Raw genomic sequence first — 24,194 nt, 5'->3', positions numbered from 1 at the left:
AAACAGAATACAATGGAAACAAATCAGATGTACGCAGAAATGGGAATCTCTCCCGAAGTGCTGAAATTCGGAAATGATGTCCTTCGGGATCTCCGGGACCGTTTCGACCGCATCGACGAAAACACGGAATACAATCAGCTGAAGGTCCTCCGGGCTCTTCAGAAAAATAAAGTATCCGAGGCCTGTCTCCTCGGAACCACCGGTTACGGCTATAACGATATGGGACGTGAGACACTCGAAAAAGTGTACGCCGACATTTTCCACACGGAAGATGCCCTTGTCCGTCCGACCATCACCTGCGGAACGCACGCGCTTTACATCGCCCTCGCCGGAAATCTCCGCCCGGGCGATGAGGTTATGTCTCCGGTCGGCAAGCCCTACGACACGCTCGAGGAAGTCATCGGCATCCGTGAATCCAACGGATCCCTTGCATCCTACGGCATCACCTACCGCCAGGCGAATCTGAAGGAAGACGGTTCCTTTGACTGGGACGCCATCCGCGCGGCAGTCAACGAAAAAACCCGCCTTGTGGAAATTCAGCGTTCCCGCGGCTATGCGACCAGACCGACTTTTTCCGTCGAGCAGATCGGGGAAGTCATTTCCTTCATCCGCAAAATCAAGCCTGATGTCATCTTTATGGTGGACAACTGCTACGGTGAGTTTGTCGAGACGATCGAGCCGTCCGATGTCGGCGCGGACCTCGTGGTCGGCTCCCTGATCAAGAATCCGGGGGGCGGTCTTGCTCCCATCGGCGGATATATCGCAGGCAAGAAGGAATATGTGGAAAATGCAGCCTTCCGGCTCGGCGGCCCGGGTCTCGGAAGAGAGGTCGGCGCAACCTTAAATGTCAACCGGTCCTTCTATCAGGGAATCTTCCTCGCACCGTCCGTTGCCTCCAACGCGCTCAAGGGCGCGATCTTTGCCGCAAACCTGTATCAGAAGCTCGGCTTTGAATGTTTCCCGAAAGCAGAGGCACCGCGCTATGACATCATCCAGGCGATCAATTTCGGAACGCCGGAAGGTCTCTGCCGTTTCTGCGAGGGTATTCAGGCAGCGGCTCCGGTCGACAGTTTCGTCAAACCGGAACCGTGGGCGATGCCGGGATACGATTCGGATGTCATCATGGCAGCCGGTGCATTTATCTCCGGAGCTTCGATTGAGCTCTCCGCGGACGGCCCGTTAAAGCCGCCGTATACCGCATTTTTCCAGGGCGGACTTACCTGGCAGCACGCAAAATTCGGCATTCTGATGTCTCTCCAGAAGATGATTGACGCAGGCCTTGCAAAAATCAGCTGAATTCCGGCCTGAAATCCGGTTTTCTGTCCGCTAACAGCCCGGTTAAGAAAAAGTTTCATGGAAGTCGGATTGACTTTTATGGTAAAATAATTTTTGGCCCTTTTGACAATACTGTCAGAATCCGGCCGGCTTTCTGCAGCTGTGTATCGGGAGAGGCACGGGAAAGAGAGCCAATATGACTGATAATCTGAAAACCAATGATATTCCGGAAGCAGACCGTCCGGTGGAAAAATGTCTCCGGTGCGGCCCGTCGGGCTTATCGGACGCGGAGCTTCTGGCCGTCATTCTCCGGACCGGATCCAGAGGCGAGAATTCCCTGAATCTCGCCCGAAGGCTTCTCCGGACCGCAAGGCCCGAAGGAATCCTCGGCCTTCTTCATCTGAAGGGGCCGGAGCTCCGGAAGATCCGCGGCATTGGAAAGGTCAAAGCCGCGGAAATCCTGTGTATCGGTGAGCTGAGCAAACGGATGTGGCGCAAACTCGCCCGGACGGAAGTCCGGAGAATCCGGAGCGGAGAAGATCTGGCCGCGTTCTGTATGGAAGATATGCGGCACCTCGAACAGGAGGAATTCCGGCTGTTCATTATGAACAACAAAGGAATGCTGATTCATGAGGAAACGCTGTTCCGCGGAAGCGTCAACGCGTCCGTCGCATCTCCGAGGGAAGTGTATATCGAAGCGCTCCGCTGGCAGGCCGTATCCATTGCGGTCGTTCACAATCATCCCGCCGGGGATCCGTCTCCGAGTCCGGAAGACCGCCGCATTACGGAACAGCTCGCGGAAGCCGGCCGCGCACTCGGCATATATTTTGCGGATCATGTGATCATCGGCGATCAGGCATTTTTCAGTTTCAGAGATTGGGGTTTGATACGTTAAATGAAAAATGACAGATATATCATTGCGGGCATTTCCGCCTTGTGCCTGCTTCTTATCACCGTTACTTCGGTAAACAGCAGCTTTCTGATGCCGCTCCGGAGCGGAGCGGGTTTTTTTCTTGTACCGATGGAAAAAGGCGTCAATGCGGTCGGTTCCGGGCTGTTCGGCAATATTCAGGCGTATTCCGATCTCCGGGACGCTCAGGAGGAAAATGCACGCCTGAACGAACGGGTTGCGAACCTGACGGAAGAGAACAACCGGCTCTCGAGTGAGACGTATGAGCTCGAGCGGCTTCGGGAGCTCTACAAACTCGACCGGGAATATATGAATTATCCGAAGGTCGCGGCAAGAGTCATCGCAAAAGACTCCGGAAACTGGTTTCAGGTTTTCCGGATTGACAAGGGCGCGGCAGACGGAATCCGCGCCGATATGAACGTCATCGCCAACGGCGGTCTGATCGGCATTGTAACCGATGTCGGCCAGAACTATGCGACCGTCCGCGCGATTATTGACGACGACAGCAATGTCAGCGCAATGTCCCAGCGGACCGGTGAGACCTGCAACGTATCCGGAAGCATGGAACTGTTTGAAGACGGAAGACTCGGCATCGACCATGTGCGCAAGGATGCCGACATCGCGGAGGGTGACCGGATCGTGACATCCAACATCAGTGATGTCTACCTTCCGGGAATCTTCATCGGCTATGCGTCCGCGCTCTCCACGGATTCCAACAACGTCACAAAGTCCGGCACCGTCATTCCCGTCGGACAGTTCGACAACATCCGGGAAGTCCTGATCATCACCAAACTGAAAGGGGAGGAGATGCAGAATCAGGACGACAGCGATGCAAAGCGTTCCGCCAGTGAACACAACGATGTTCCGCAGGAAGAGACACAGGCGGAGACCGAACCGGTCATCGATCCCATCGCAGAACGGAAGACCGAGAAGGCTTCGGAGACTTCCGAGGAATCCTCTTCCTCCGGTGAGACCGTCGAGGAAGAGACCGGATCCAACGGATAAGCCGCAGGGAAGGAACACCGATGAGAAAAATAATCATTAACATTGTTCTGCTGATTCTGGCATTTACGGCGCAGGTCTGCCTGTTCCCCCAGATCAGCATTCTCGCCTCGTGGCCGAATCTGCTTCTGATCATCGTCTCGATCTGCGCATTCATCGAAGGGCGGCGGATGGGGATCATTTACGGCCTTGTGGCAGGACTGGTCATGGACCTGTTCTACAGCGGCGCATTCGGATTTTATACCCTGTTCTTTGTCAACATGGGGTTTCTGAACGGATGTTTTACCCGTTATTATTACGAGGATTACATCACGCTGCCGCTGACACTCGCGATCCTGAACGATCTCGCTTATAACCTGTATATCTATATTTTCCGGTTCCTGGTTCAGGGCAAACTGAATTTCGGTTATTACTTCGTCAAGATTATTCTTCCGGAAGTGATTTTCACCACCGTCACCACCCTGGTCATCTATCGGCTGCTTCTGTTTATCAACCATATGCTTACGGAATGGGACGAGAAGCAGACAAGGTAAGGAGAGTTTTTTACATTGTTTGGAGATTTCAGAGATTTTATCGTTGACCTCGTAAAAAAGATCATGACGTCCCGTATCTTCGGGCTCGGCGCGATCTTTTTTGCCATGTTCTGTTCGCTGATCGTCCATCTGTTTCAGATGCAGATCATCAACGGCGACAACTATCAGCAGGAGTATGTCTCCATGGCGGAGAAGGTGATCCGTACCGCCGGAACCCGCGGCAATATCTACGATCGCGCGGGAAATATCCTCGCAAGCAACGAGCTTGCCTACAACGTATCCATCCAGGATGTCGGCGCATACAGCGATTCCGCCTCCATGAACTCGATGCTTCTGCGTCTGATCCATATTCTTCAGAAACACGGGCAGAAGGCACAGGGCAGTCTGGAACTCGGCGTAAATGAAGAAGGAAATGTCATTTTTACATCCGAGAGTGAAAACGCAAGAAAGCGTTTTCTCCGGGACTACTATGGTCTGAAGAGCGTCGAAGAACTCGACGATGAGAGAGGGAAGTACCCGTCCGCCATCACCGCGGAAGAGCTCTATCAGAAGCTCTGCGACCGCTACAAACTCGACAGGACCCTGGATGAGAATAATCAGCCCTGGACTCCCGACATCCCGACGGCGCTTCAGATTCTCGACATCCGCTATACCATGCGTTTTACCGAATTCCAGAAATATGAGACCACAACCATTGCGGTCAATGTCAACGACGCAACGGTTGCCGACATTCTGGAACATCAGCCGCTCCTCAAAGGTGTCAGCATCGAAGAATCCACCAACCGTGTCTACCACGAGGCGCTGTATTTTGCGCCGATCATCGGATACACCGGAAAAGTCACGACCGAGCGGCTGGAAGAACTGAAAAAGACCGACTCCGGATATGAACTGAACGACATCGTCGGCCGCACCGGCATTGAGTCATCCATGGAACTCGCCCTCAAGGGAACCAAGGGTTCCGAGACCGTGTACGTCGACAATATGGGCCGGATTCAGCGGGTGATCGACCGGACCGAGCCGAAAGCCGGCAATGATGTCTATCTGACGCTTGATCTGAATCTTCAGAAGGGTATCTACAATATTCTGGAGCGTCAGCTCGCCGGTATTCTTCTGGGTACCATTGTCAATCAGGAACCGGGAACGATTCAGTATACCGACTCGTCGCACATCAAGATTCCGGTAAAAGATGCGTATTTCCAGCTGATCAACAACAATGTTCTGGATGAAAAGCATTTCTTTGCGGACGACGCTTCCGCGATCGAAAAGAAGATCGCTGCGGATTATACCGCCTCCCGCAGACGGATCGACAGCGAGATCCGCGAGCAGCTCACCGGAGCCGATCCCCGGCCGATGAACGAGCTGTCGGAGGAAATGCAGGCTTACATGAATTACATCTATACCTATCTGGCATCGGATGCCGTAGGGATCATTCATTCATCCGGCATTGACACGTCCAGTGAGGAATACGGCAGTTGGAAGAACAACACCATGAGTCTGCGCGATTACCTGTATTACGGTATTTCCGCCAACTGGATCGATACCACAAAACTGAATATCGAGAGCAAATACTCGGACGCGAATGCGGTCTTCGCCGCCCTGGCGGAATACGTCTCCAGGGCCCTCGCCGATGATCGTCAGTTCAGCAAGAAAGTATATCGGTATCTGATCAACAACAACGTGGTGACCGGACAGGAACTCATGCTCGCCATGTATGATCAGGGCGTCCTTGCCTGGGATCAGAGCGCGGTGGATTCACTCCGCGCAGGCGGAAATGATACCGCCTACTCGCTGCTCATGGCAAAGATCCGCTCCATCGAGATCACTCCGGCGCAGCTGGCTCTGGATCCCTGTACCGCAAGCTGCGTCATGACGAACGTCCGGACCGGTCAGGTGCAGGCACTTGTCACCTATCCGAGCTATGACAACAACAGGATCAATGACATCAGTTATTTCTCAAAGCTGAACAATGATCAGTCGCTTCCGCTCCGAAACAACGCGACACAGACCCTGAAAGCTCCGGGTTCCACGTTTAAGCCCATCAGCAGTATCGCCGGTCTGGAAGAGCATGCCATCTCCGTCGACGAAGAAATCGACTGTACCGGTATCTACGATGAGATCGACACGCCGGTTCGATGCTGGATCTATCCGGGCAAGCACGGCCCGCTGAATGTGATCGGCGGAATTGAGAATTCCTGCAACGTATTCTTCTCTGAGGTCGGCCACCGCCTGTCTCTGGATGAAAACAAGAATTACAACACCGCCACCGGCATTTCGCGGATTCGCAAATACGCGGCGATGTTCGGTCTGGACCGTGTATCCGGAATCGAGATCAATGAGTCCGAACCGCATATCTCCGACACCGATCCGGAGCGAAGCGCCATCGGTCAGGGAACGCACCAGTTCACAAACGTACAGCTTGCCCGCTACGTCACGGCACTTGCCAACCGCGGCACCGTCTATGACCTGAGCCTGATCGACCATGAGACCGATTCCGACGGCAACCACATCAAGGATTACACGCCGACTGTCAGTGATCAGCTGAAGATCAGCGATTCCACCTGGAATGCCGTTCACATGGGAATGCGCCAGGTTATCATGAACAGTTCGACCAACAAGATCTTCGCCGATTTCCCGCTGGCCGTTGCCGGCAAGACCGGTACGGCACAGGAGTCAAAAAAGCGCGGAAACCACGCGTTCTTCGTATCATTCGCGCCGTTTGACAATCCGGAAGTCGCGGTAACCGTCAACATCCCGAACGGATACTCATCCTCCAATGCGGCGATGGCCGCAAAGCATGTGTACAGCCTTTACTACGGCTTTACATCTCTGGATGATGTTATGGCGAGCGGAGCGCTGGATGCCTCCAACGAGAGAATCAACGGAGACTGATGGAAGACACCGAAAAGCCCCGGCAATGTTTGTAAAAAAGTACCAAATCAGTATTGTGATAATGATCACTTTAAGGTAAAATGTTATAAAGAAGGAAGTGTATAATGCTGTTTGATTATGATTTCCGGAATTACAATTTCAGGCTGCTGCTTTACATGGCAGCGCTCAGCCTGATCGGTATTCTCGCGATTTCAAGTGCATCGGGAGCGGACAGTTCCAGAATGATCAAGCAGATCGGCGGCGTGGTTCTCGCGTTTGTCATCTGTATTGCCATTTCCATGCTGGATTATCACCGCTACGAGCAGTTTGCGGCGGCAATCTATATTGTCTGCAGTCTGATGCTCGGTGCCGTGCTCATCATGGGTATCAGCACCAAGGGAGCGACGCGATGGCTGAAGATCGGACCGATTCAGATCCAGCCGTCCGAGTTTGTAAAAATCGGCCTGATTCTGGTCATTGCGATTTATCTTTCGAGGAATATCGATACCCTGAATCAGCCGAGAACACTCGCCCGCACCGCGGGAATTGCCGGAATTCCTCTGGCGATGGTTTTCCTGCAGCCGAACCTCTCGACAACCATCGTCATTTCCGTTATGATTCTGTGCATGGTCTTTGCCGCCGGCCTCAGCTACCGGTGGATATGGGGAACCGTCCTGGTCGGTCTGCCTGCTTTCGGAATTCTTCTCTGGGCAGCGCTTCAGGACCTGGTTCCGTTTCTGAAACAGTATCAGGCACAGCGAATCATGGCCCGCTTTTTCAATACCAGCGGGGATTACACGGACCTGAACCGCCAGCAGAACAATTCGATTATGGCGATCGGCTCCGGAAGACTGACGGGAAAAGGCCTGTTTAACGAGGCGCTCGGCTCCGTCAAAAACGGAAACTTTCTTTCCGAGGAACAGACGGATTTCATCTTCGCCATCATCGGAGAGGAGATGGGCTTTGCAGGCTGCGTGGTCGTCATTTCGCTCTACGCGCTGCTTGTATTCGAATGCCTGTTCATCGCTTCCCGTGCAAGAGATCTGGAAGGGAAACTGATCTGCACCGGCGTCGCATCGCTGCTTGCATTCCAGAGTTTTGCAAATATCGCGGTCGCAACCGGGATTTTCCCGAATACCGGTTTGCCGCTTCCGTTTATCAGTTCGGGAATCAGTTCCCTGCTCAGCACCTTTGTCGGAATGGGAATCGTGCTGAACATCGGAATGCAGAGAGCGAGTGCCGCCTGACGGCAACACTGAAAATCCGTACGTAACCATGCAACTGGCCCCGGCCTTTTTTACCGGGCAAAATAAGGAGGACACCATGAATATTGGCTTTGTTGCACACGATGCAAAAAAGAAACTGATGCAGAACTTTTGTATCGCCTACCGGGGCATCCTCAGCCGCCACGATCTGTATGCGACCGGAACGACCGGAAGACTGATCGAAGAGGTCACAAATCTCTCCGTACACAAATTTCTTCCGGGACATCTCGGCGGAATGCAGCAGCTTGGCGCGCAGATAGAAAACGACCAGATCGATCTCGTCATCTTTCTTCGCGATCCGCTGGCTCCGAAATCCCATGAACCGAATGTCAATGACGTCGTTCAGCTCTGTGATATGCACAATATCCCGATGGGAACCAATCTTGCCACCGCAGAGCTTCTGATCAAAGCGCTCGACCGCGGAGATCTCGAATGGAGAGAGATGTATAAATGAGTACACCGAATATAGCCGCAGGAACAATAAGATCACGCCGCGGTCGGCGCAGACGCCGCCGCAGGCAGCGGCGTCTGCCGATCTTACTGTTCCTGCTGATTTTATTCTGTCTGATCGGCACCGCTGTGTTCCTGCTGTCCGGCCTGAAAAAGAGCTACAGCATCGCAAAACGCTATCCGCAGTTCATGGACTCCGCCGATCTTCCGCTGATGACCGAAGATCTCGCTGTCATTGACCCTCAGGAAGAGTATGATACATCTGTGACCTCCAGTGAAGCTGGTATCGTCCTCAACACAACGGATAAAACCGTGGTATACAGCAAGAATCCGTATGAGCGTCTCTATCCGGCATCCCTGACCAAGGTCATGACTGCGCTTCTGGTCCTCGAAAACGGCGGTCTGGATGAGACCGTGGAAGTGACCAAAGATGCCGTCATCACAGAAAACGGCGCATCCCTTGCCGGCATCAAACCCGGCGATAAAATTACCGTCCGTGAACTTCTCTACGGACTTATGCTGCCGTCCGGCAATGATGCCGCGAACGCACTCGCCGTTCACACGAGCGGAAGCGTCGATGCATTTGTCGCTGAGATGAACCGGAAAGCAGCTTTGCTTGGATGCGCGGGAACCCATTTTGTCAACACCAACGGTCTTTCCGACGATCAGCATTACACAACAGCCTATGACTTCTGTCTGATCTTTCAGAAAGCGCTCGAGCATCCGGAGTTCCGCGAGATCGTCTCGACAAGACAGCACGTGGGCAACTGGATCGGAAGTGACGGTGCGGGAATCGCAAAAACCTGGGATAACAGCAACTGGTATCTCACGAAGAAAGCAGCTTCCCCGAAGACAGTCACGGTCATCGGCGGCAAAACCGGCACGACCCGCGCGGCCGGATCCTGCCTGGTAATGGCATCCGAAAACGAAGAGGGGAAAGAATTCATTTCCATCATCCTGAAAGCGGAGAATCACGACACGCTGTATCAGAATATGACAAACATACTCGGTAAAATTAAGGAATAGTGATTGCACTTTTCGTCAATTCATACTATAATTGTCTCAGAAATAAGTCGTTTTTATACTAATTTCTTAAAATTCAATCGCGTCGAGGAGGAAATTGTTATGGTTCAGATCGTTTCAGGAACAAAGGGTAAGGGCAAAACAAAGTATCTTCTGGATATGGCGAACAACGCCATCAAAACCGCTAAGGGTGATGTTGTATATCTCGACAAGAGCATCAAACACATGTATGAACTGCATAACAAAATCCGTCTGATCAATGTTCAGGATTATCCGGTTGACACGACAGACGGATTTATCGGTTTTATCTGTGGAATCATCTGCCAAAACCACGATCTGGAGCAGATGTATCTGGACAGTTTCCTCAAAATCGCTTTCCTCGAAGGACAGGATATTGAACCGACTCTGGCGCACCTGAAGGAGATCGGTGAGAAATATCACGTTGATTTTATTCTCAGCGTATCGCTGGATAAAAATGAAATTCCGGAGTCCGCACAGAAGGACATTATCGTTTCTCTGTAAGCCCGTTTCGTCCGGACTATGGATGATAAACATCTGCTTTACCGATGAGAAATCGCAAAATCGTGAAGGGCCGCATCGAAAGATGACGGTCCTTTACATTTTTGTGCTCAATCTCTATAATATATAAAATAGGCGGAACATTCCGGAGATAGCGGAATATCCCCTAAAACCACAGACGATTCAGAAGGCACATTTGATGGCAAAGAAGAAGAAACAGAAAGACAGAACGGTCGTCCGATACCGAAAACCACTCAACATCAATATCGGAATGATCATCTTTACCGTAATATTCTTTTACCTCATCCTGAATATTTTTACGTATTTCCGCAAACCGAAGGTTCAGTTCTATGAAGTCGCGGAGGGAAGTATTGTAAACAATCATACCTATACGGGCATCATCTTTCGCGATGAGAACGTGAAGTCGACCGAGAAGACGGGGTATGTCAATTTCTTTATTCGGGAAGGCAAAAGAGCCGCAAGGGGATCTACCATTTATTCACTGGATGAAACCGGAGAACTCGGAAAGTTTCTCGCCCAGAATTCCGGATCAAATACGGAGATGAGCAGCGACAGTGTCGCAAATCTGAAGCAGCAGCTGAGTTCGTTCTCCGTTTCCTACGGCGACTCGAATTTCTCCAACGTATACTCTGAACAGTACCAGCTTCAATCCGCCGTTGCCGAGTATATGAACCTGAATGCCCTCGACACCCTTGCCCAGGCGATGCAGGAACAGGGGATCAACTATACGCAGGTGACCACCGATCAGGCAGGAGTCATTTCCTATGTGATTGATTCCTTTGAGGACGTCTCGCCGGATTCCGTGACCGCGGAGACGTTTGACAAGTCGAAATATACCAGAGCAACCGCGCGGTCCGGCGATCTGATCGAACAGGGATCTCCGATCTATAAACTGATCGGAAGTGAAGCCTGGAGTCTGGTTTTTCCGATCTCGGAAGAAGACCAGAAGACGTTTTCCGAAAAGAAATACCTGACCATTAAGCCGTCCTCACAATCGCTGAAGCTGAGCGGGTCGTACAGCACGTTCACCGGAGGAGACGGCAGGACCTACGCCAAGCTGAATTTCAGCAAATATATGGTCCGCTTTGTCTCGGACCGGTTCCTGAACTTCGAAGTGATCACCAATGAGGCGACCGGACTGAAAATTCCTGTCAGTGCCGTTGCGTCCCATGATTTCTATACCATTCCGAAGGAATATCTGACCACCGGAGGAGACGCAGAATCGGGACAGAAGGGCTTCATGAAACAGACCTACAGTCAGAACGGAGAGCAATCCGTTGTCTTTACACCGGTCGATGTGGCCGATACCGATGACGAACAGGGTATTGTTTATGTGGAGAAGAAAGACGGCGGGCCGGTCGGTGACGGCGATTATCTGATCAAGCCGGATTCCTCCGGCACGGACGACCGTTATCAGGTCGGCAAGACGGAATCAATGTCCGGCGTTTACAATATCAACAAGGGCTATGCGGTATTCCGGGTGATTGACAAACTGACGGAGAACGGAGAGTACATTATCGCCAAGCCCAATTCCGCATACGGACTCTCCGTGTATGACCGTATTGTGCTGGACGCTTCGTCCGTCGTGGACGGTCAGCTTGTCTACCGCTGATCCGTTTTAAGGCCGACAGAAAATTGTAGGATTTAACAAGTTGACAGTATTAAAAAAATTAAAGATAATACTATTATGAACAAAAAAGTAGCAGCATTTTTTATATAAGAACGCTGTTAGGGGAATGGAGAATTGAAGATGAGTATTTTCAGCAAGCTAATGGATACCATGCGTCTGACCGAGGATGAGGAATACTACGACGAGGACGAAGAGTTCGAGGAGGAAGAACCGAAGTCCAAGAAGCATCTCTTCGGAAGATCCCGCGATGCAGAGGAGGAAGAGGAGCCGGAAGACAACGGCCGCAGCAGTCATTTCCTTTCCTCCAGACAGACATCCGGAAGCAAAGTGGTTCCGATGAAGCGCTCGATGGAAGTTTCGCTTGTGAAGCCGAGTTCCATGGAAGATTCCCGTGAGATCTGTGATCTTCTGCTTTCCGGCCGTGCGGTTGTACTGAACATGGAAGGAATGCGCATGGAGATGGCGCAGAGAATTATCGATTTCACCTGCGGTGCAACCTATTCCATGAACGGCAATCTGCAGAAGATTTCGAATTATATCTTTATCGCGACACCGGCAAGTGTTTCTCTGTCCGGCGAATTCCCGGAGCTGATGGCAGACGGTTCTCTGAACATCTCCGGTATGAATCTTCATCTTTGATTCACTCAGGCATGAGCCGAATAATATAAAAATCACAGGGGACAGACAATCTTCCTTTTCGGGAGATTGTCTGTTTGTGCAGTATGGCCTTATTTACAGGGGGAACAAATTTTGAAAGAGGATACATCTCGATTTACCACATATTTGCAGCTTGGCGTCTTCACACTGTTCGCCGTAGCGCTGGATCAGTGGACCAAACTTCTGGCAACCGTTCATTTGAAGGGATCCGATGACATTATCCTGATTCCGGGTGTTTTTCAGCTCCAGTATCTGGAAAACCGGGGGATGGCGTTCGGCATGATGCAGGGCGGATATTGGATTCTCTCCGCAATTACCGTCGTCATCATGGCAGCCATCCTGTATGTTCTGGCAAAGATACCGCGCAGTGCCCGGTATCTTCCGCTCAAGGCCTGCGCCTTCTTAATCTTTGCAGGTTCCGTCGGGAATCTGATTGACCGCGTAACCAATCAGTTTGTCGTCGATTTCTTTTATTTCAGCCTGATCGATTTCCCGGTCTTCAACGTCGCGGATATCTATGTCACCTGTGCGGCATTTGCCTTTCTCTACCTGATGTTTTTCCACTACCGGGAAGAGGAGCTGAATTTCCTAAAATAAACCGATGTCACAGAAACGGAGTAATCATTGATAAAACAGTATTACGTAGAACCGGATGAGGCGGGAGAGCGTATCGACCGATGGCTTTCCGAACAGGATGAAGAATTCTCCCGTTCCCGTGTTCAGAAATTATTAAAGGATGGCGCGGTCACGGTAAACGGATCCGCTGTCAAAAGCAGTTACAAGGTGGAAGACGGCGATGTCATAGAGGCCGATATTCCAGAACCGGTTGAAACCGAGATCATTCCCGAAGATATCCCGCTGGATATCCTGTATGAAGACGAAGATCTGATCCTCGTCAACAAACCAAAGGGAATGGTGGTTCATCCGGCGCCGGGGCACTACAGCGGAACGCTGGTCAATGCGCTCATGTATCACTGCAAAGACCAGCTCTCCGGCATCAACGGTGAACTCCGCCCTGGCATTGTTCACCGGATTGACCGGGACACCACCGGTGTCCTTGTAATCTGCAAGAATGATCAGGCACACCGCTCACTGGCTGAGCAGCTGAAAGTCCACTCCATCAACCGCAGGTATTATGCGATTGTTTCCGGGAACCTGAAGGAGGATGACGGGACAATCGACTCACCGATCAGCCGGCATCCGACCGATCGGAAGAAAATGTGCGCCGGCGCAAAGAACGGCCGAAATGCGGTCACACACTATCATGTTCTCGAGCGTTTTGGCCGATACACCATGATCGAGTGCAAACTCGAGACCGGGCGCACGCATCAGATCCGCGTTCACATGGCTTCCATCGGTCACCCGATCCTCGGCGATACCGTCTACGGCCCGGAAAAACAGCCGTTTCATCTGGAAGGTCAGACGCTTCATGCCGGCATTCTCGGATTTATCCATCCGCGGACCGAAGAATATGTGGAGTTTTCCGCCCCGCTTCCGGAATATTTCGAAGATCTCCTCGAAAAACTCCGGAAAATGTAACCGGCTGATTGAAACAGATCCGGCCGATCGCATTTTTGTGTATTACGTTATAATACGCAAAATTCCGCGTCAACGGGTCGAAACACGCTTCGCGTGTTTCGAGCGTTTCGCGGCGGTCGCCAGGGCCTCACCGGGGCATGGGCTTTGGTTCGTCAGCCGTGTAAATTAAGCGACACTTGTAAATCTACAAGTGACTTTTCTGACGATGGATGATATAATAATTGCATAAAAAGAACGAATGAACGGATCATTTGCGGAACCGCATCCGCAGCCGTCATTTGTCCGGACAACGAGGAAAACACACTTCAAACCGTATATTCCGGAGTGTGTTTCACAGGTTTGCATATACAGACCGCCTGGCGGTCCACGATTCCGGAAGGGAGCTGCTTGAATTATGAACAATAATCTGATCATCACCATTGGAAGAGAGTGCGGAAGCGGCGGCCGTCAGATCGGCCAGAAGCTTGCGGAGAGACTGGGCATCAAATGCTATGATAAAGAGTTGTTGAGCATGGCTGCAAAAGAATCCGGCCTCGCAGAGGAACTGTTCAAGACGCATGACGAAAAGCCGACAAACAGTTTCCTTTATTCTCTGGTTATGGATACATATTCCATGGGTGGATATTCCGCTTCGGCGTATATGGATATGCCGCTGAATCACAAGATCTTTCTCGCACAGTTTGATTCCATCAAAAAACTGGCGGATCGAGAGTCGTGCGTCATCGTCGGACGGTGCGCGGACTATGCGCTGGCAGACTACCCGAACGTTGTGTCAGTATTCATCCGCGGAGATGATTCCGATAAGATCCGTCATCTGGCGGCGAAGCATAACATCTCCGAGAACAGTGCAAAAGACATCATGATCAAAACCGACAAGCGCCGTTCAAGCTACTATAATTATTATTCCAACAAGCGCTGGGGAAGCTCCAAGAGCTATGATCTGTGCCTGAACAGCAGCGTGGTCGGATATGACGGTGCCGTCAATATCATTGAAGAATTTGCAAAGCAGAAACAGGCATATATCAAACATATGCAGGAAAAATACAATTCCGAGAAGAGGTAATTCCGATGAATTATGATGATCCGATCATTCAGACCGGAGCGAACCGTGTCTGGATCGAAGAAGAGGACGGAACGGTCATCGCAAAAGTGGATTTCCCGACCGTCGGCGAAGGACTTGTCAACATTTCCCATACGGAAGTGGCAGAAAAGCTTTCCGGCAGGGGCCTTGCGTCTCGCCTGATGCGGGAGACCGTCGAGTCCATCCGGCAGACCGGACGCCGGTGTCTCGTTACCTGTCCATATGCACAGAGCTGGTTCAGCAGCCATCCGGAATATATGTTCCTTCTGGTTGACCCGGACGAAGCAGCAGCCATGAAGGCTTCCGCAACCGGTTCATCCTGTTCGATCCGCCGGGATTAAACCGATGAAAGGTAGATACGGATTGATCGAGCCAAAGCAAACAATTGTTTAAACCACAGTTTTACGAAACCATTCAGGTCTTTCCAGTCCGAAAGATTCTGAATGGTTTTTTGTTTCATAAGTGATTTCTCCGGAATTCCAATGGAACAAACACGCTCCGCGAGAATGCGCAAAGCGTGTTTTACCTCGTTATGCATCAAATCAGTAATGAAAATCATTTGCGAAATCCGGAAGCTTCATAGATAATGAAAATGGGGAGAATGCTTTAATGATTATGGATAATTATATGTGGGGAAAATGTCATGAAAAGATTTCGTTTGCTGGCTTTATTGCTATCCTTTGTTTTTCTGTTTTCCAACCTGGCATCCGTATGTGCCTTTGCGGCAAATGATGCCGTCATCGACGCCGTCGAACGGGATGAATCCGGCAATATCGCCCTGACCGGGCTTTCCTTAACCGACGTTGAGGAGCCGCGAGAAGGAAAAGCACTGGATGACCGGGCGAAGATCACCACCGATCAGGGCGTCTCATGGGAGATCCCGGTTCTGTGGATCGATTCCGCCGGAAATCCTGTGGAAACCTTTTCGGAAGAGACTACCTGTTTTCCGATCTTTGTGGTGTATATTCCCACCGGATACTCCATCAAGACGTCGGCATCCGACGGCTCTTTTGCCATCTATCTTCCGGAATTTGTCAAAAACCTCTATGGTGATCGGGACGGATCCCTCTTTGTTTCGGATCCGGCCCTGGGTTTTCTGTGCATCACGCCGGTTCCGCTGAAATTTGATCTATCCACCAGATTTTCCAACCAGGCTCCGGACTCCTTTGCCGTTCCGCTGAATGAAAAGAAAGATTCAACGGATCAGCAACATCCAGAAGAAACCGACGATGATTCGTCCGATTCTCAGGAACCCCATCGTGAGACAATCGATCCGGATGATCCAAACAAAGATCCCGCGGACGAGCTTCCATATCTAGTGCGTATACACTGTGATAAATCCGCCATTGAGATGTATGATGCCGAATTCCTGAACGAATTTGTGACGCTTCTCCGGTATACCATCATTCCGCAGGCGGCCAAACTTTTGGAAGAGAGTTTCCCCAAATCCTTCGGAAGTGCGATTCCGGACAAGGAGATCGGAACACAGATTGGGCTGAATATCTATTACAATACGACCGATTATAGCGGAAAAGAAGAAGATTTGTCCGGTGGCTCCGCATTTTTTGCTGAAAAGAACAGCTCAAGCACTGCAACTTATATGTATACATTCCTAGTCAATACAGGAGCGATATTTATAACAGACTCTGGTGTTGAAAAAATCATCCAACAAGACGATAACGGAAAATGGACCCTGGTCGAAGGCGGAAGAAAGGCGTTAGAAAACATCATTCTTCACGAATTATTCCACGCATATATGTACGATTATAACCATCAGGGAATGTCAACCTCCGATAAAACGGGCGATCTGTTCCCATTTTGGTTCACTGAAGGAACTGCTTCATCAGTACAAAATGATTTTCAATCACGGGTCACTTTTTTTCGATACTTGCAGGTTGATAATGTACGTGATACTTGGGCTTATAAGATGGATTATGATACAGAGCACGTTCTTTCACGATACCTCGATACAGTTCTTCATGGTCCGACACAAGACTACACTATCTGCAACGACATCGAGCAGACTCTGAATGAAGACTTAGCTTCCGCAAACTATGTTTCCGGTTATCTCGCCAGCGTATATCTGGCAGGCCTCGCCGGTGTAAAATACTGCGATTACACCAGCGAAGATCTCCATGATACCCAGAACAACATTTACAATATGGAAGTCATCCGGGCCGGAATGGAAGAGATTCTGTCCCAGCTTCATAATAATAAGTCCCTGGATACCATCATTTCCGAAATCTCGGATGGGGCCTACAATGACACAGATGATTTCACTAAGCGATTTGTGAAAGGCATTCAAGATGAACAGGGGGTATATCAGGGAGATCAAAGTTCCCTTCAGTTTGTGGCGGATTATCTGAACTTCCTGGAGGATTCCACCACAATGCAGCCAAACGGGTCCATTCTCCGTCAGGAGCAGGGATATGTATCGCCGCTCACAGATGAAGTAGTAAAAAGCACCTTTTTTAACGTTGTCGATTCGAGAACCTATGTGCCATCAACCGCTGATTATTACACTGCTCTGGACACGGCCGGAAAGTCAACCACAACCGGATTGGGAAGCAATTCTACTGAAAACGGAACGGCAATGGCGGCAAGTATTATGCATCAATATCCCGAGATCAATTCAGTTTCGTTGAAAGCTGGCAACGAGATGTCAGACGATGCTGAAGTGAATCCTGATTCCGTTGATGATGAGGTAATCTCAAATAATACAGATAAAGCGAATGCTTCGGGAGATTCCAATGCGGTAGTTGATTCCGATGAAGCCGAAAATGCAGATGCAAAAGACATTACGGATACACCATCGGAAGATGGGCTTCCTTCGGACAGCATTTCAGAAAACAGTTCCGAATTACAGGAAACAGCAGGCGTACCGGAAGATACCTCGACCACGGCATGTCCGGAAGAGGAGCCCGATGACAAGAACCGGAAAGAATCTACACCGGAGTCGGATCCTGAAATTCCTTCCAACCGAGATATCGCAGCTGAAAACTCACAGGATAAAACCGGGGATCCTGCAGACGATGCAACGCAAGAGGATGCGTAAATTACACCAGTAAATCCACTAGACTCGAGAAAACCTGCCCGTATCGGAATTCATCCGTACAGGCAGGTTTTTCATAAATAACGAACCAAAACACTTGTTTATTAGGAACGAAAAAATGGGTAATAAAAAAATATGCCGAGCAGTATTGTATTACTACGCAAACGTAGTATAATAAAGATATAAATCTTTCCGTTACAAATTAGGAAAAGGAGGAATCTTCATGAGAGATAATTATACAGCAGAAAATCTGTTTTCTCTTTTGGACAGTGCCGGATCACCGGTCACCCTGGATGAGAGAGGTCAGATCGAGGAGGCAGTTCCGGAAGATATGATCCCGTTAAAAGACTGGGCCAAAATGCATGATCTTTCTCCGGCTACCGCCCGTCAGAAAGCGCTTCGCGGAGGCTTCCGCACTGCGCGTAAGATTGGAAGAGACTGGATGATCTCCGCCGGAGAGCCCAATCCCGACCACCGCCTTCGCCTGACCGCGGAAAAAGAGCCTCTTCTGGAGGGCCCGGTATGGTTCGATCAGGTGATGAATTACCTGCTCGCCCTGAATCCCAATTCACTCCCGGATACCTGGTCGCAGGATAATTCTCACCGGGATTACTGCAGAAAGATCTACCGGACCCTTCGGGGCGAAATGCACGGAAATGAAAAAGTCCTGTTTGATCTGATCTGTACCTCGATGAAAGAGCAGCGGACATCCGTCTGCTTCATCCCGCACCATGTGATCATGGATCATTTTGACGATGAGGCCTGGCACACCACCAACAGCGGTTCTCCGTTAAATTCCGGCATCACGATCGACTTCGACGACTATCTCGCCGTTCTGAAGAATACCGTAAGTGATCTGCTGTCGGAAGTTGTCAGCATTCCGATTCATCACGGCATGCAGGATCTCTATATGCCATGGTATCATTCTGTGACATGGCGGAAAGAAGCCACGGACGGTCTTTATTTCGTTCCGTCCGACTTTTTCCGTACGGTAATGATGGGGCTGTAGCTAAATGTTCCACGGATAAAAGAAGGTAGCAGGCAAATTGCCTGCTACCTTCTTTTATCCCCTGATATTATCTTAAGATTCGGACTATATATTATTTTTTTATATTTTTCCATAACTTTTGTGTATTTTTTATCAAAACATTTCTGTGATACAATTCCTACCATTCACATATACATACTATTTATATAGGTTTAGTAGTAGAACGATGTTTTGTTTTTACTTCACAAGCATTTGCAAAAAACAGCATCAGTCAAAGAGGAGTATCACCATGGAAATGACAAAGAAAGAGCGGATCATGACCGCAGTCCGGGGTGGAAAACCGGATAAGACTCCGTACAGTCTATGGAGTCATATGCCGCAGTTCGATCATGACGCCGATCAGATTACAGATCAAACTCTTGCCTTTTATGAAAAATACGATCTGGATTTCATCAAGACAATGAATAACGGAATGTATTCCATCGAAGATTTCGGAGTAGAAATCGATTATTCCACGGTTGCGCAGGGTGGAAAAGCAGAGCTGGTCAGCACACCGGTTCACACCGCTGCCGATTGGTTGAATCTTTCCCGTCCTTCCATTCAAGAGGGCGCACTGGGAAGAGAACTCCATTATCTGCAAATGCTCAAACAGCGTCTTGGAGAGGACGATGTGCCGGTGATCTTTACTGTTTTCAGTCCAATTTCGACGGTCAATAAACTCTGTGGTGGAAATGCAGCCACATATATTCATGACGGACACGGAAACGAGATCAAAGCAGCACTGGAGCTGATTACCGAAGTAACCTGCGACCTCGCAAAGGAAGCCATTCATCTCGGTGCCGACGGAATTTTTCTCGCTGCACAGATGAGTAATTATACAAACGAGATGGCCACGGAACCGCTCAAGGAAAACGAATATGAGGAATTTGGGAAACCCTACGATATTCGTGTTCTCGAAGCGGCACGGTCTGCCGGCGGCTGGATGAACACCCTTCACTGCCATGGAACAGACATTATGTTTAATATCCTAAAGGATTATCCGGTAGATGTATTCAACTGGCATGTATGGGAAACTTATCCGACGTTGGATGAGACGCTGGAGTTCACGGGAAAATGTCTCATGGGCGGATTAAAACGTTTTGATATTACCCATTGTCAGTTCAACGCCATTCACCATCAGATTTATAAATGTCTCAAAATAACCGGAGGGAAAAATCTTATCCTCACACCGGGGTGTGTCATCCGTTATCCTCTCAATGAAGAAATGCTTCATTACGTCAGGAAAACGCTGGAAGAAGAGGAGCGCATCCTGAAAATTACTTCGTAATGCAGCAGACCGGGTCAAACCTCAGCCTGCTTAATATAAAAACTATTTAATGGAATGAAAGGGGAAAACATGAAAAAGACAGTATCATCCATTACCGCAGTTATTCTTGCCGGCGCTATGAGCGCTTCACTTGCAGCTTGCGCAAATTCTGCCGCCGAAAGCACAACGAAGGCAGCCTCCGTTTCCGAGAGCACGGCATCCGAGAATGCCGGTTCCGAAACAAAGACAGCAGAAAGCTCTGTTTCCTCCGGAAACACATCATCATCGTTGGAAAAAGTCGGTGACTTCCCGAGCGAGACCATCACGATTCAGGTACCGTTTTCTGCCGGAGGTGCAACGGATATCGGCGCACGTCATCTCGCAACCGCGCTCACAAAAGTAACCGGACAGAATGTTGTCATTGAAAATCCAACCGGTTCCGGAGGCTGGGTATCCTGGTCCGATCTCCTGGGAAATGCGGATAAATACTCTGACGGCTACACCCTTGGACTGGTAAACCACAACTTTGTATTCGGAGAGTATGACGAAGGAAACCAGCGCGAATACGGACTCGATGATCTTCAGCTGATCGCAAATCAGTGTATCGACGCCAACGCTCTGGTCATCCGTAAAAACGAAGACCGTTTTTCCGATGCGTCAAGCTTTGTTGAGTATGCAAAGAGTAATCCGGTTCTGATCTCCGCCCAGGCCACCGGAATCACTGACGGAGATGCTTCGACTGCAGAGTGGTTTAACAAGAATTTTGACGCCAAAATCACGGTCGTACCGGTCGACGGTTCCGCAGACGGAAAGAGCATGTTCCTTGCCGGAGATACGGATGTATACTTCTGCAATGTCTCCGATATTCTGTCCGGTGACAGTGATGAAATGACGCCGATCGCGGTATTTACCGAAAAACGAGTTGAACAGCTCCCGGACGTTCCGACCATCAAGGAAGCTACCGGAAAAGAATATCTCGGATTTTCCGACAGAGGCTACTTCTATCCGAAGACCGTAGATCCGAAAAAGGCAGAGTATATGGCAAAAGCAATTCAGATAGCCTCCGAAGATCCGGAATATATCAAGAATATGTCGGAACTGGGCATCACACTGGATACTTCCACCGGAGATGATTTCCGAAAGACTCTGGAGAATCAGCTGGATATCCGTCTTGACGTATGGAATCTTCAGAAAAAGTAATATCGAATTATTAGATACCCCCCTGAACGATCAGGGGGAGGAAAGAGGTTTCAGGATGAAAACAAAACATCCGGATTTTTACATTGGGATCGTCCTTTTCTTTGTCAGTCTATTGATCATCTGTTTTGCCCTCGGAATCAGCGGTGAGGCGAAAATTGTGCCGACCTCCCTCGGAATCGCCATGCTGGCGTTTTCGGCCGTGATTGCCCGAACCGGGATCACCGCCTCTGAAAAGAAGGATGACAAACCGGAAACCTTATCCGGCCTGTTCCGTGGAACAAAAACTGCGCTCACCTTTACCTTGCTGACTTTTGCGTATTTTGTCGCATTTGAAGTGATCGGATACTGGATCGCAACATTAGTATTTATGGTGGTCTTCCAGTGGTATATGGGTGTACGGTCCGCAAAACAGATCATCCTGGTCACAGCGGTCTATCTGATCGCATCCTTTGTTCTGTTTGTGGTCATCCTTCAGCTGCCGATCTATAAAGTCGGCCTTACAGGACCGCTGTTCCGATTTATCCGATAAGAGAAAGGGAAATACTATGGAATACATTATTTCGGCATTCGGTTCTTTCACCGATCCGCAGGTCCTGATCGCGCTTATCATCGGCGTTGTCTCCGGCATGATCATCGGAATCATTCCGGGCGTCGGACCATCCGTCGGAATCTCCCTGCTGATTCCGGTAACATTTACCATGTCACCAATGGCGGCTCTGGTAATGATGGTCGCGCTTTACACCACCGGAGTATACGGCGGATCCATCACCGCCGTACTTTGTCACACCCCGGGAACGTCCGCTTCCGCAGCGACAGCCGAGGACGGATACGCCATGACCGAGCAGGGGTGTGGCATGGAAGCCGTGTCGATCGTCACCGTGGCCAGTACCGCCGGCGGTGTGATCGGTGCCATCTGTCTGCTTCTTTTTGCGCCGATGCTCGGCAGGGTCAGCCTGATGTTTTCTGCGCTGGAATATTTTCTTGTGGCCTGCTTCGGACTTTTGGTCGTCGCCGGCCTTACCGGTGAAAACCGTGCAAAAGGAATTTTCTCTGCGCTTTTGGGACTTGTGATCGGTTGTATCGGTCTGGATAAAATCACCGGCGTTCCGCGATTTACCTTCGGTCAGCTCTGGCTGGAGGACGGACTGGATTCCACCCCGATCCTGATTGGACTTTTCTCTATCTCTCAGTGCATGATTCTGGTAGAAAAAGCCGCGAGCGGAAAAGGAAATACCATCATTCGGGACCCAAGGGAAGGACTTCGCGGAAAGAGATGGGAAAAGGGACTCGGCAGAAAGATCCTGCCGACCATTCTGAGAAGTTCGGTCATTGGCTCGGTCATCGGATTTATTCCTGCTGCCGGTGCATCCATCGGATCCTGGATGAGTTATTCCACCGATAAAAGGCTCTCCAAACATCCGGAAGAATACGGCCACGGTTCCAAGACAGGTATTGCGGCATCCGAGGCTGCCAATAATGCCTGCTGCGGCGGCGCAATGATTCCGCTGTTCACTCTTGGAATTCCGGGTTCTCCGGTTACGGCGATCCTGTACGGAGCCATGATCATGCATGGACTTCAGCCGGGCAGCAGTCTGTTCAGCGGAAGCAAAGCCAATACGACCTATACCATTTTCATCGGCTATCTTCTTGCAAATCTGCTGATGGGTGTCATCGGTGTAGCGCTTGCACGACAGATGGCGCGGATCTGTATGGTTCCGAACCACATTCTGGTTCCGATCATTGTTGCCCTCGCCAGCATCGGTACTTACTCCCTTCAAAAGAGTATGGCGGAAGTTCTGATCATGTTGATTTTCGGACTGATTGGATATTTGATGAAGATTACCGGATTTGAGCCGGCTCCGCTGGTTCTCGGTGTCGTTCTGGCCGACATTCTGGAATCCAATTTCCGCAGAGCACTGATCATGGCAGCGCCAAAAGGCGGACTGATTGCGTATTTTCTCACCAGACCGGTATCAATGATCATTGTACTGGTCATTCTGGGATTTGCGCTTGTTCCGACCGTTCATAAATGGAAGAAAAGAAAAACGAAGGCATCCTACCGGGAAACCGCAGCAGTCTGAATGAAAAACACAGAATAGAAGCGATTCATTTGCTTCCTCTGATTTCAACAGATGACGATTATGCCGTGACCATATTCACAAGCCACTGCGCCGGCAGCCGCTGACCGATCAGCCAGCAGAGCGCCGCCAGCGGAAGAGCGGAAGCGGCGTCGACAAACGCATGCTGCTTTGTAAACATCGTCGAGAGGACAATGGCAGCGGCCACAAGAACCGACACCAGTCGTACGCCGATAGCAAGTTCCGGACAAAGTGCGCAGCCGATGATGACCAGATAGCACATCGAGCAGTGCATGCTCGGCGCGCAGTTTACACCGCGAAAGCTTCCCTCATAAACTTTCTTCATCAGGTTTCCGGTAAATGTCTCCGGCGGCACCGGCCGCTCAAAAGATGTGGGCCATACATAATAAATCAAGGTACTAATGACAATGTCTGCCAAAATGGCGGTGATGTAGACCGAATAGATCGCGGTATTTGCCGAAAATGTAAGGACCGGAAATACCGCGATCAGCGGAAACCAGAGAACATAGGCATAGACCCAGCAAGGGGAAAACGGAAGATAATCATCGATCCGGGTCAGAACATTATGCGTTTTTCCCTCAAATATCTCTACGCCAAAGTAGAGGACACACTGTATCATGAGCAGGATCGCCTGCACAAGGATTACTTTCAGTAAAATTTCCATGAAACTGCCTTTCTGTTCGGTAAATGATCTGCATGTGGGGTTAGACGCCATAGACATACGATCTTGCGTACAACGGCAGCGTTTTCCTGCAAATCATGTATAAAAATGTGGG

Annotated in this window: 21 protein-coding genes and 1 pseudogene; 21 read left to right on the top strand and 1 reads right to left on the bottom strand. The window is 50.1% G+C overall.

Going from position 1 to position 24,194, the window contains the following annotated elements; all coding sequences use genetic code 11:
• Positions 1 to 12 precede the first annotated feature (12 nt).
• The 21 genes and pseudogenes from BR86_RS0103015 to BR86_RS0102910 all read left to right on the top strand — a co-directional run bounded on the left by BR86_RS0103015 (position 13) and on the right by BR86_RS0102910 (position 23,400).
• Positions 13 to 1,296 (top strand): methionine gamma-lyase family protein, encoded by a 1,284-nt coding sequence (locus BR86_RS0103015; RefSeq protein ID WP_031471526.1) that lies wholly within the window; start codon positions 13 to 15, stop codon positions 1,294 to 1,296.
• Positions 1,297 to 1,471: 175 nt separating this feature from the next.
• Positions 1,472 to 2,170 (top strand): RadC family protein, encoded by a 699-nt coding sequence (radC, locus tag BR86_RS0103010; RefSeq protein ID WP_031471525.1) that lies wholly within the window; start codon positions 1,472 to 1,474, stop codon positions 2,168 to 2,170.
• Positions 2,171 to 2,983 (top strand): annotated as a pseudogene (gene mreC / locus BR86_RS0103005) (rod shape-determining protein MreC); the annotation flags it as partial.
• A 227-nt stretch (positions 2,984 to 3,210) separates the two neighbouring features.
• On the top strand, positions 3,211 to 3,720 hold the full coding sequence (gene mreD, locus BR86_RS0103000; RefSeq protein ID WP_031471523.1) for a rod shape-determining protein MreD: 510 nt from the start codon (positions 3,211 to 3,213) through the stop codon (positions 3,718 to 3,720).
• A 15-nt stretch (positions 3,721 to 3,735) separates the two neighbouring features.
• Entirely contained in the window at positions 3,736 to 6,609 is a 2,874-nt protein-coding gene (locus BR86_RS0102995) for a penicillin-binding transpeptidase domain-containing protein (protein ID WP_031471522.1), read from the top strand.
• 104 nt (positions 6,610 to 6,713) lie between these two features.
• Positions 6,714 to 7,835 carry an FtsW/RodA/SpoVE family cell cycle protein gene (locus tag BR86_RS0102990; protein WP_031471521.1) on the top strand — a complete coding sequence of 374 codons (1,122 nt, stop codon included), beginning with the start codon at positions 6,714 to 6,716 and terminating at the stop codon, positions 7,833 to 7,835.
• Between the two features lie 76 nt (positions 7,836 to 7,911).
• Positions 7,912 to 8,307, top strand: a complete 396-nt coding sequence (locus tag BR86_RS0102985) for a methylglyoxal synthase (RefSeq protein WP_031471520.1) — start codon at positions 7,912 to 7,914, stop codon at positions 8,305 to 8,307.
• Positions 8,304 to 9,329: a D-alanyl-D-alanine carboxypeptidase family protein gene (locus tag BR86_RS0102980; protein WP_081844012.1), complete on the top strand. Its 1,026-nt coding sequence runs from the start codon at positions 8,304 to 8,306 to the stop codon at positions 9,327 to 9,329. Before BR86_RS0102985 ends, BR86_RS0102980 begins: the two co-directional genes overlap by 4 nt.
• Before the next feature lie 99 nt (positions 9,330 to 9,428).
• Positions 9,429 to 9,848, top strand: a complete 420-nt coding sequence (locus tag BR86_RS0102975) for a hypothetical protein (protein WP_031471518.1) — start codon at positions 9,429 to 9,431, stop codon at positions 9,846 to 9,848.
• A gap of 196 nt (positions 9,849 to 10,044) precedes the next feature.
• Positions 10,045 to 11,478 (top strand): biotin/lipoyl attachment domain-containing protein, encoded by a 1,434-nt coding sequence (locus BR86_RS0102970; protein ID WP_031471517.1) that lies wholly within the window; start codon positions 10,045 to 10,047, stop codon positions 11,476 to 11,478.
• A gap of 138 nt (positions 11,479 to 11,616) precedes the next feature.
• Positions 11,617 to 12,135 (top strand): cell division protein SepF, encoded by a 519-nt coding sequence (locus BR86_RS0102965; protein WP_031471516.1) that lies wholly within the window; start codon positions 11,617 to 11,619, stop codon positions 12,133 to 12,135.
• Positions 12,136 to 12,246: 111 nt separating this feature from the next.
• Positions 12,247 to 12,750, top strand: a complete 504-nt coding sequence (gene lspA / locus BR86_RS0102960; RefSeq protein WP_051684545.1) for a signal peptidase II — start codon at positions 12,247 to 12,249, stop codon at positions 12,748 to 12,750.
• 30 nt (positions 12,751 to 12,780) lie between these two features.
• Entirely contained in the window at positions 12,781 to 13,692 is a 912-nt protein-coding gene (locus BR86_RS0102955; RefSeq protein WP_143099306.1) for an RluA family pseudouridine synthase, read from the top strand.
• Between the two features lie 394 nt (positions 13,693 to 14,086).
• Entirely contained in the window at positions 14,087 to 14,755 is a 669-nt protein-coding gene (locus tag BR86_RS0102950) for a cytidylate kinase-like family protein (RefSeq protein WP_031471513.1), read from the top strand.
• A 5-nt stretch (positions 14,756 to 14,760) separates the two neighbouring features.
• Positions 14,761 to 15,114, top strand: a complete 354-nt coding sequence (locus BR86_RS14490) for a GNAT family N-acetyltransferase (protein WP_051684544.1) — start codon at positions 14,761 to 14,763, stop codon at positions 15,112 to 15,114.
• A 617-nt stretch (positions 15,115 to 15,731) separates the two neighbouring features.
• Positions 15,732 to 17,828, top strand: coding sequence for a hypothetical protein (locus tag BR86_RS0102935; RefSeq protein ID WP_161767265.1), 2,097 nt, complete (start codon positions 15,732 to 15,734; stop codon positions 17,826 to 17,828).
• A gap of 220 nt (positions 17,829 to 18,048) precedes the next feature.
• Positions 18,049 to 18,834 (top strand): hypothetical protein, encoded by a 786-nt coding sequence (locus tag BR86_RS0102930; protein WP_031471510.1) that lies wholly within the window; start codon positions 18,049 to 18,051, stop codon positions 18,832 to 18,834.
• A gap of 268 nt (positions 18,835 to 19,102) precedes the next feature.
• Positions 19,103 to 20,140 carry a uroporphyrinogen decarboxylase family protein gene (locus BR86_RS0102925; protein ID WP_242841552.1) on the top strand — a complete coding sequence of 346 codons (1,038 nt, stop codon included), beginning with the start codon at positions 19,103 to 19,105 and terminating at the stop codon, positions 20,138 to 20,140.
• A 69-nt stretch (positions 20,141 to 20,209) separates the two neighbouring features.
• Positions 20,210 to 21,319 (top strand): tripartite tricarboxylate transporter substrate binding protein, encoded by a 1,110-nt coding sequence (locus BR86_RS0102920; RefSeq protein WP_031471508.1) that lies wholly within the window; start codon positions 20,210 to 20,212, stop codon positions 21,317 to 21,319.
• Between the two features lie 55 nt (positions 21,320 to 21,374).
• Positions 21,375 to 21,848, top strand: a complete 474-nt coding sequence (locus BR86_RS0102915; RefSeq protein ID WP_031471507.1) for a tripartite tricarboxylate transporter TctB family protein — start codon at positions 21,375 to 21,377, stop codon at positions 21,846 to 21,848.
• A gap of 16 nt (positions 21,849 to 21,864) precedes the next feature.
• The gene (locus tag BR86_RS0102910; protein WP_031471506.1) at positions 21,865 to 23,400 is read left to right on the top strand and encodes a tripartite tricarboxylate transporter permease; all 1,536 of its coding nucleotides are present in this window, start codon (positions 21,865 to 21,867) and stop codon (positions 23,398 to 23,400) included.
• A 58-nt stretch (positions 23,401 to 23,458) separates the two neighbouring features.
• Here the strand turns inward: BR86_RS0102910 and BR86_RS0102905 are convergent, their stop codons facing one another.
• Complete coding sequence (locus tag BR86_RS0102905) at positions 23,459 to 24,082, bottom strand: phosphatase PAP2 family protein (RefSeq protein WP_051684543.1); 624 nt, start codon at positions 24,080 to 24,082, stop codon at positions 23,459 to 23,461.
• Positions 24,083 to 24,194 lie beyond the last annotated feature (112 nt).

This window comes from [Clostridium] aminophilum DSM 10710 (assembly GCF_000711825.1).
Lineage (GTDB): Bacteria > Bacillota > Clostridia > Lachnospirales > Lachnospiraceae > Clostridium_R > Clostridium_R aminophilum.
The sequence above is the reverse complement of the archived record's forward strand: the minus strand, read 5'-3'. Positions and strand labels throughout refer to the sequence as shown.

Excerpts from the sequence above, each read along its gene's own strand:
- BR86_RS0103015 (WP_031471526.1), top strand. The coding sequence starts at position 13 with ATGGAAACAAATCAGATGTACGCAGAAATGGGAATCTCTCCCGAAGTG.
- radC (WP_031471525.1), top strand. The coding sequence starts at position 1,472 with ATGACTGATAATCTGAAAACCAATGATATTCCGGAAGCAGACCGTCCG.
- mreD (WP_031471523.1), top strand. The coding sequence starts at position 3,211 with ATGAGAAAAATAATCATTAACATTGTTCTGCTGATTCTGGCATTTACG.
- BR86_RS0102990 (WP_031471521.1), top strand. The coding sequence starts at position 6,714 with ATGCTGTTTGATTATGATTTCCGGAATTACAATTTCAGGCTGCTGCTT.
- BR86_RS0102985 (WP_031471520.1), top strand. The coding sequence starts at position 7,912 with ATGAATATTGGCTTTGTTGCACACGATGCAAAAAAGAAACTGATGCAG.
- BR86_RS0102980 (WP_081844012.1), top strand. The coding sequence starts at position 8,304 with ATGAGTACACCGAATATAGCCGCAGGAACAATAAGATCACGCCGCGGT.
- BR86_RS0102975 (WP_031471518.1), top strand. The coding sequence starts at position 9,429 with ATGGTTCAGATCGTTTCAGGAACAAAGGGTAAGGGCAAAACAAAGTAT.
- BR86_RS0102970 (WP_031471517.1), top strand. The coding sequence starts at position 10,045 with ATGGCAAAGAAGAAGAAACAGAAAGACAGAACGGTCGTCCGATACCGA.
- BR86_RS0102965 (WP_031471516.1), top strand. The coding sequence starts at position 11,617 with ATGAGTATTTTCAGCAAGCTAATGGATACCATGCGTCTGACCGAGGAT.
- BR86_RS0102950 (WP_031471513.1), top strand. The coding sequence starts at position 14,087 with ATGAACAATAATCTGATCATCACCATTGGAAGAGAGTGCGGAAGCGGC.
- BR86_RS14490 (WP_051684544.1), top strand. The coding sequence starts at position 14,761 with ATGAATTATGATGATCCGATCATTCAGACCGGAGCGAACCGTGTCTGG.
- BR86_RS0102930 (WP_031471510.1), top strand. The coding sequence starts at position 18,049 with ATGAGAGATAATTATACAGCAGAAAATCTGTTTTCTCTTTTGGACAGT.
- BR86_RS0102925 (WP_242841552.1), top strand. The coding sequence starts at position 19,103 with ATGGAAATGACAAAGAAAGAGCGGATCATGACCGCAGTCCGGGGTGGA.
- BR86_RS0102920 (WP_031471508.1), top strand. The coding sequence starts at position 20,210 with ATGAAAAAGACAGTATCATCCATTACCGCAGTTATTCTTGCCGGCGCT.
- BR86_RS0102915 (WP_031471507.1), top strand. The coding sequence starts at position 21,375 with ATGAAAACAAAACATCCGGATTTTTACATTGGGATCGTCCTTTTCTTT.
- BR86_RS0102910 (WP_031471506.1), top strand. The coding sequence starts at position 21,865 with ATGGAATACATTATTTCGGCATTCGGTTCTTTCACCGATCCGCAGGTC.
- BR86_RS0102905 (WP_051684543.1), bottom strand. The coding sequence starts at position 24,082 with ATGGAAATTTTACTGAAAGTAATCCTTGTGCAGGCGATCCTGCTCATG.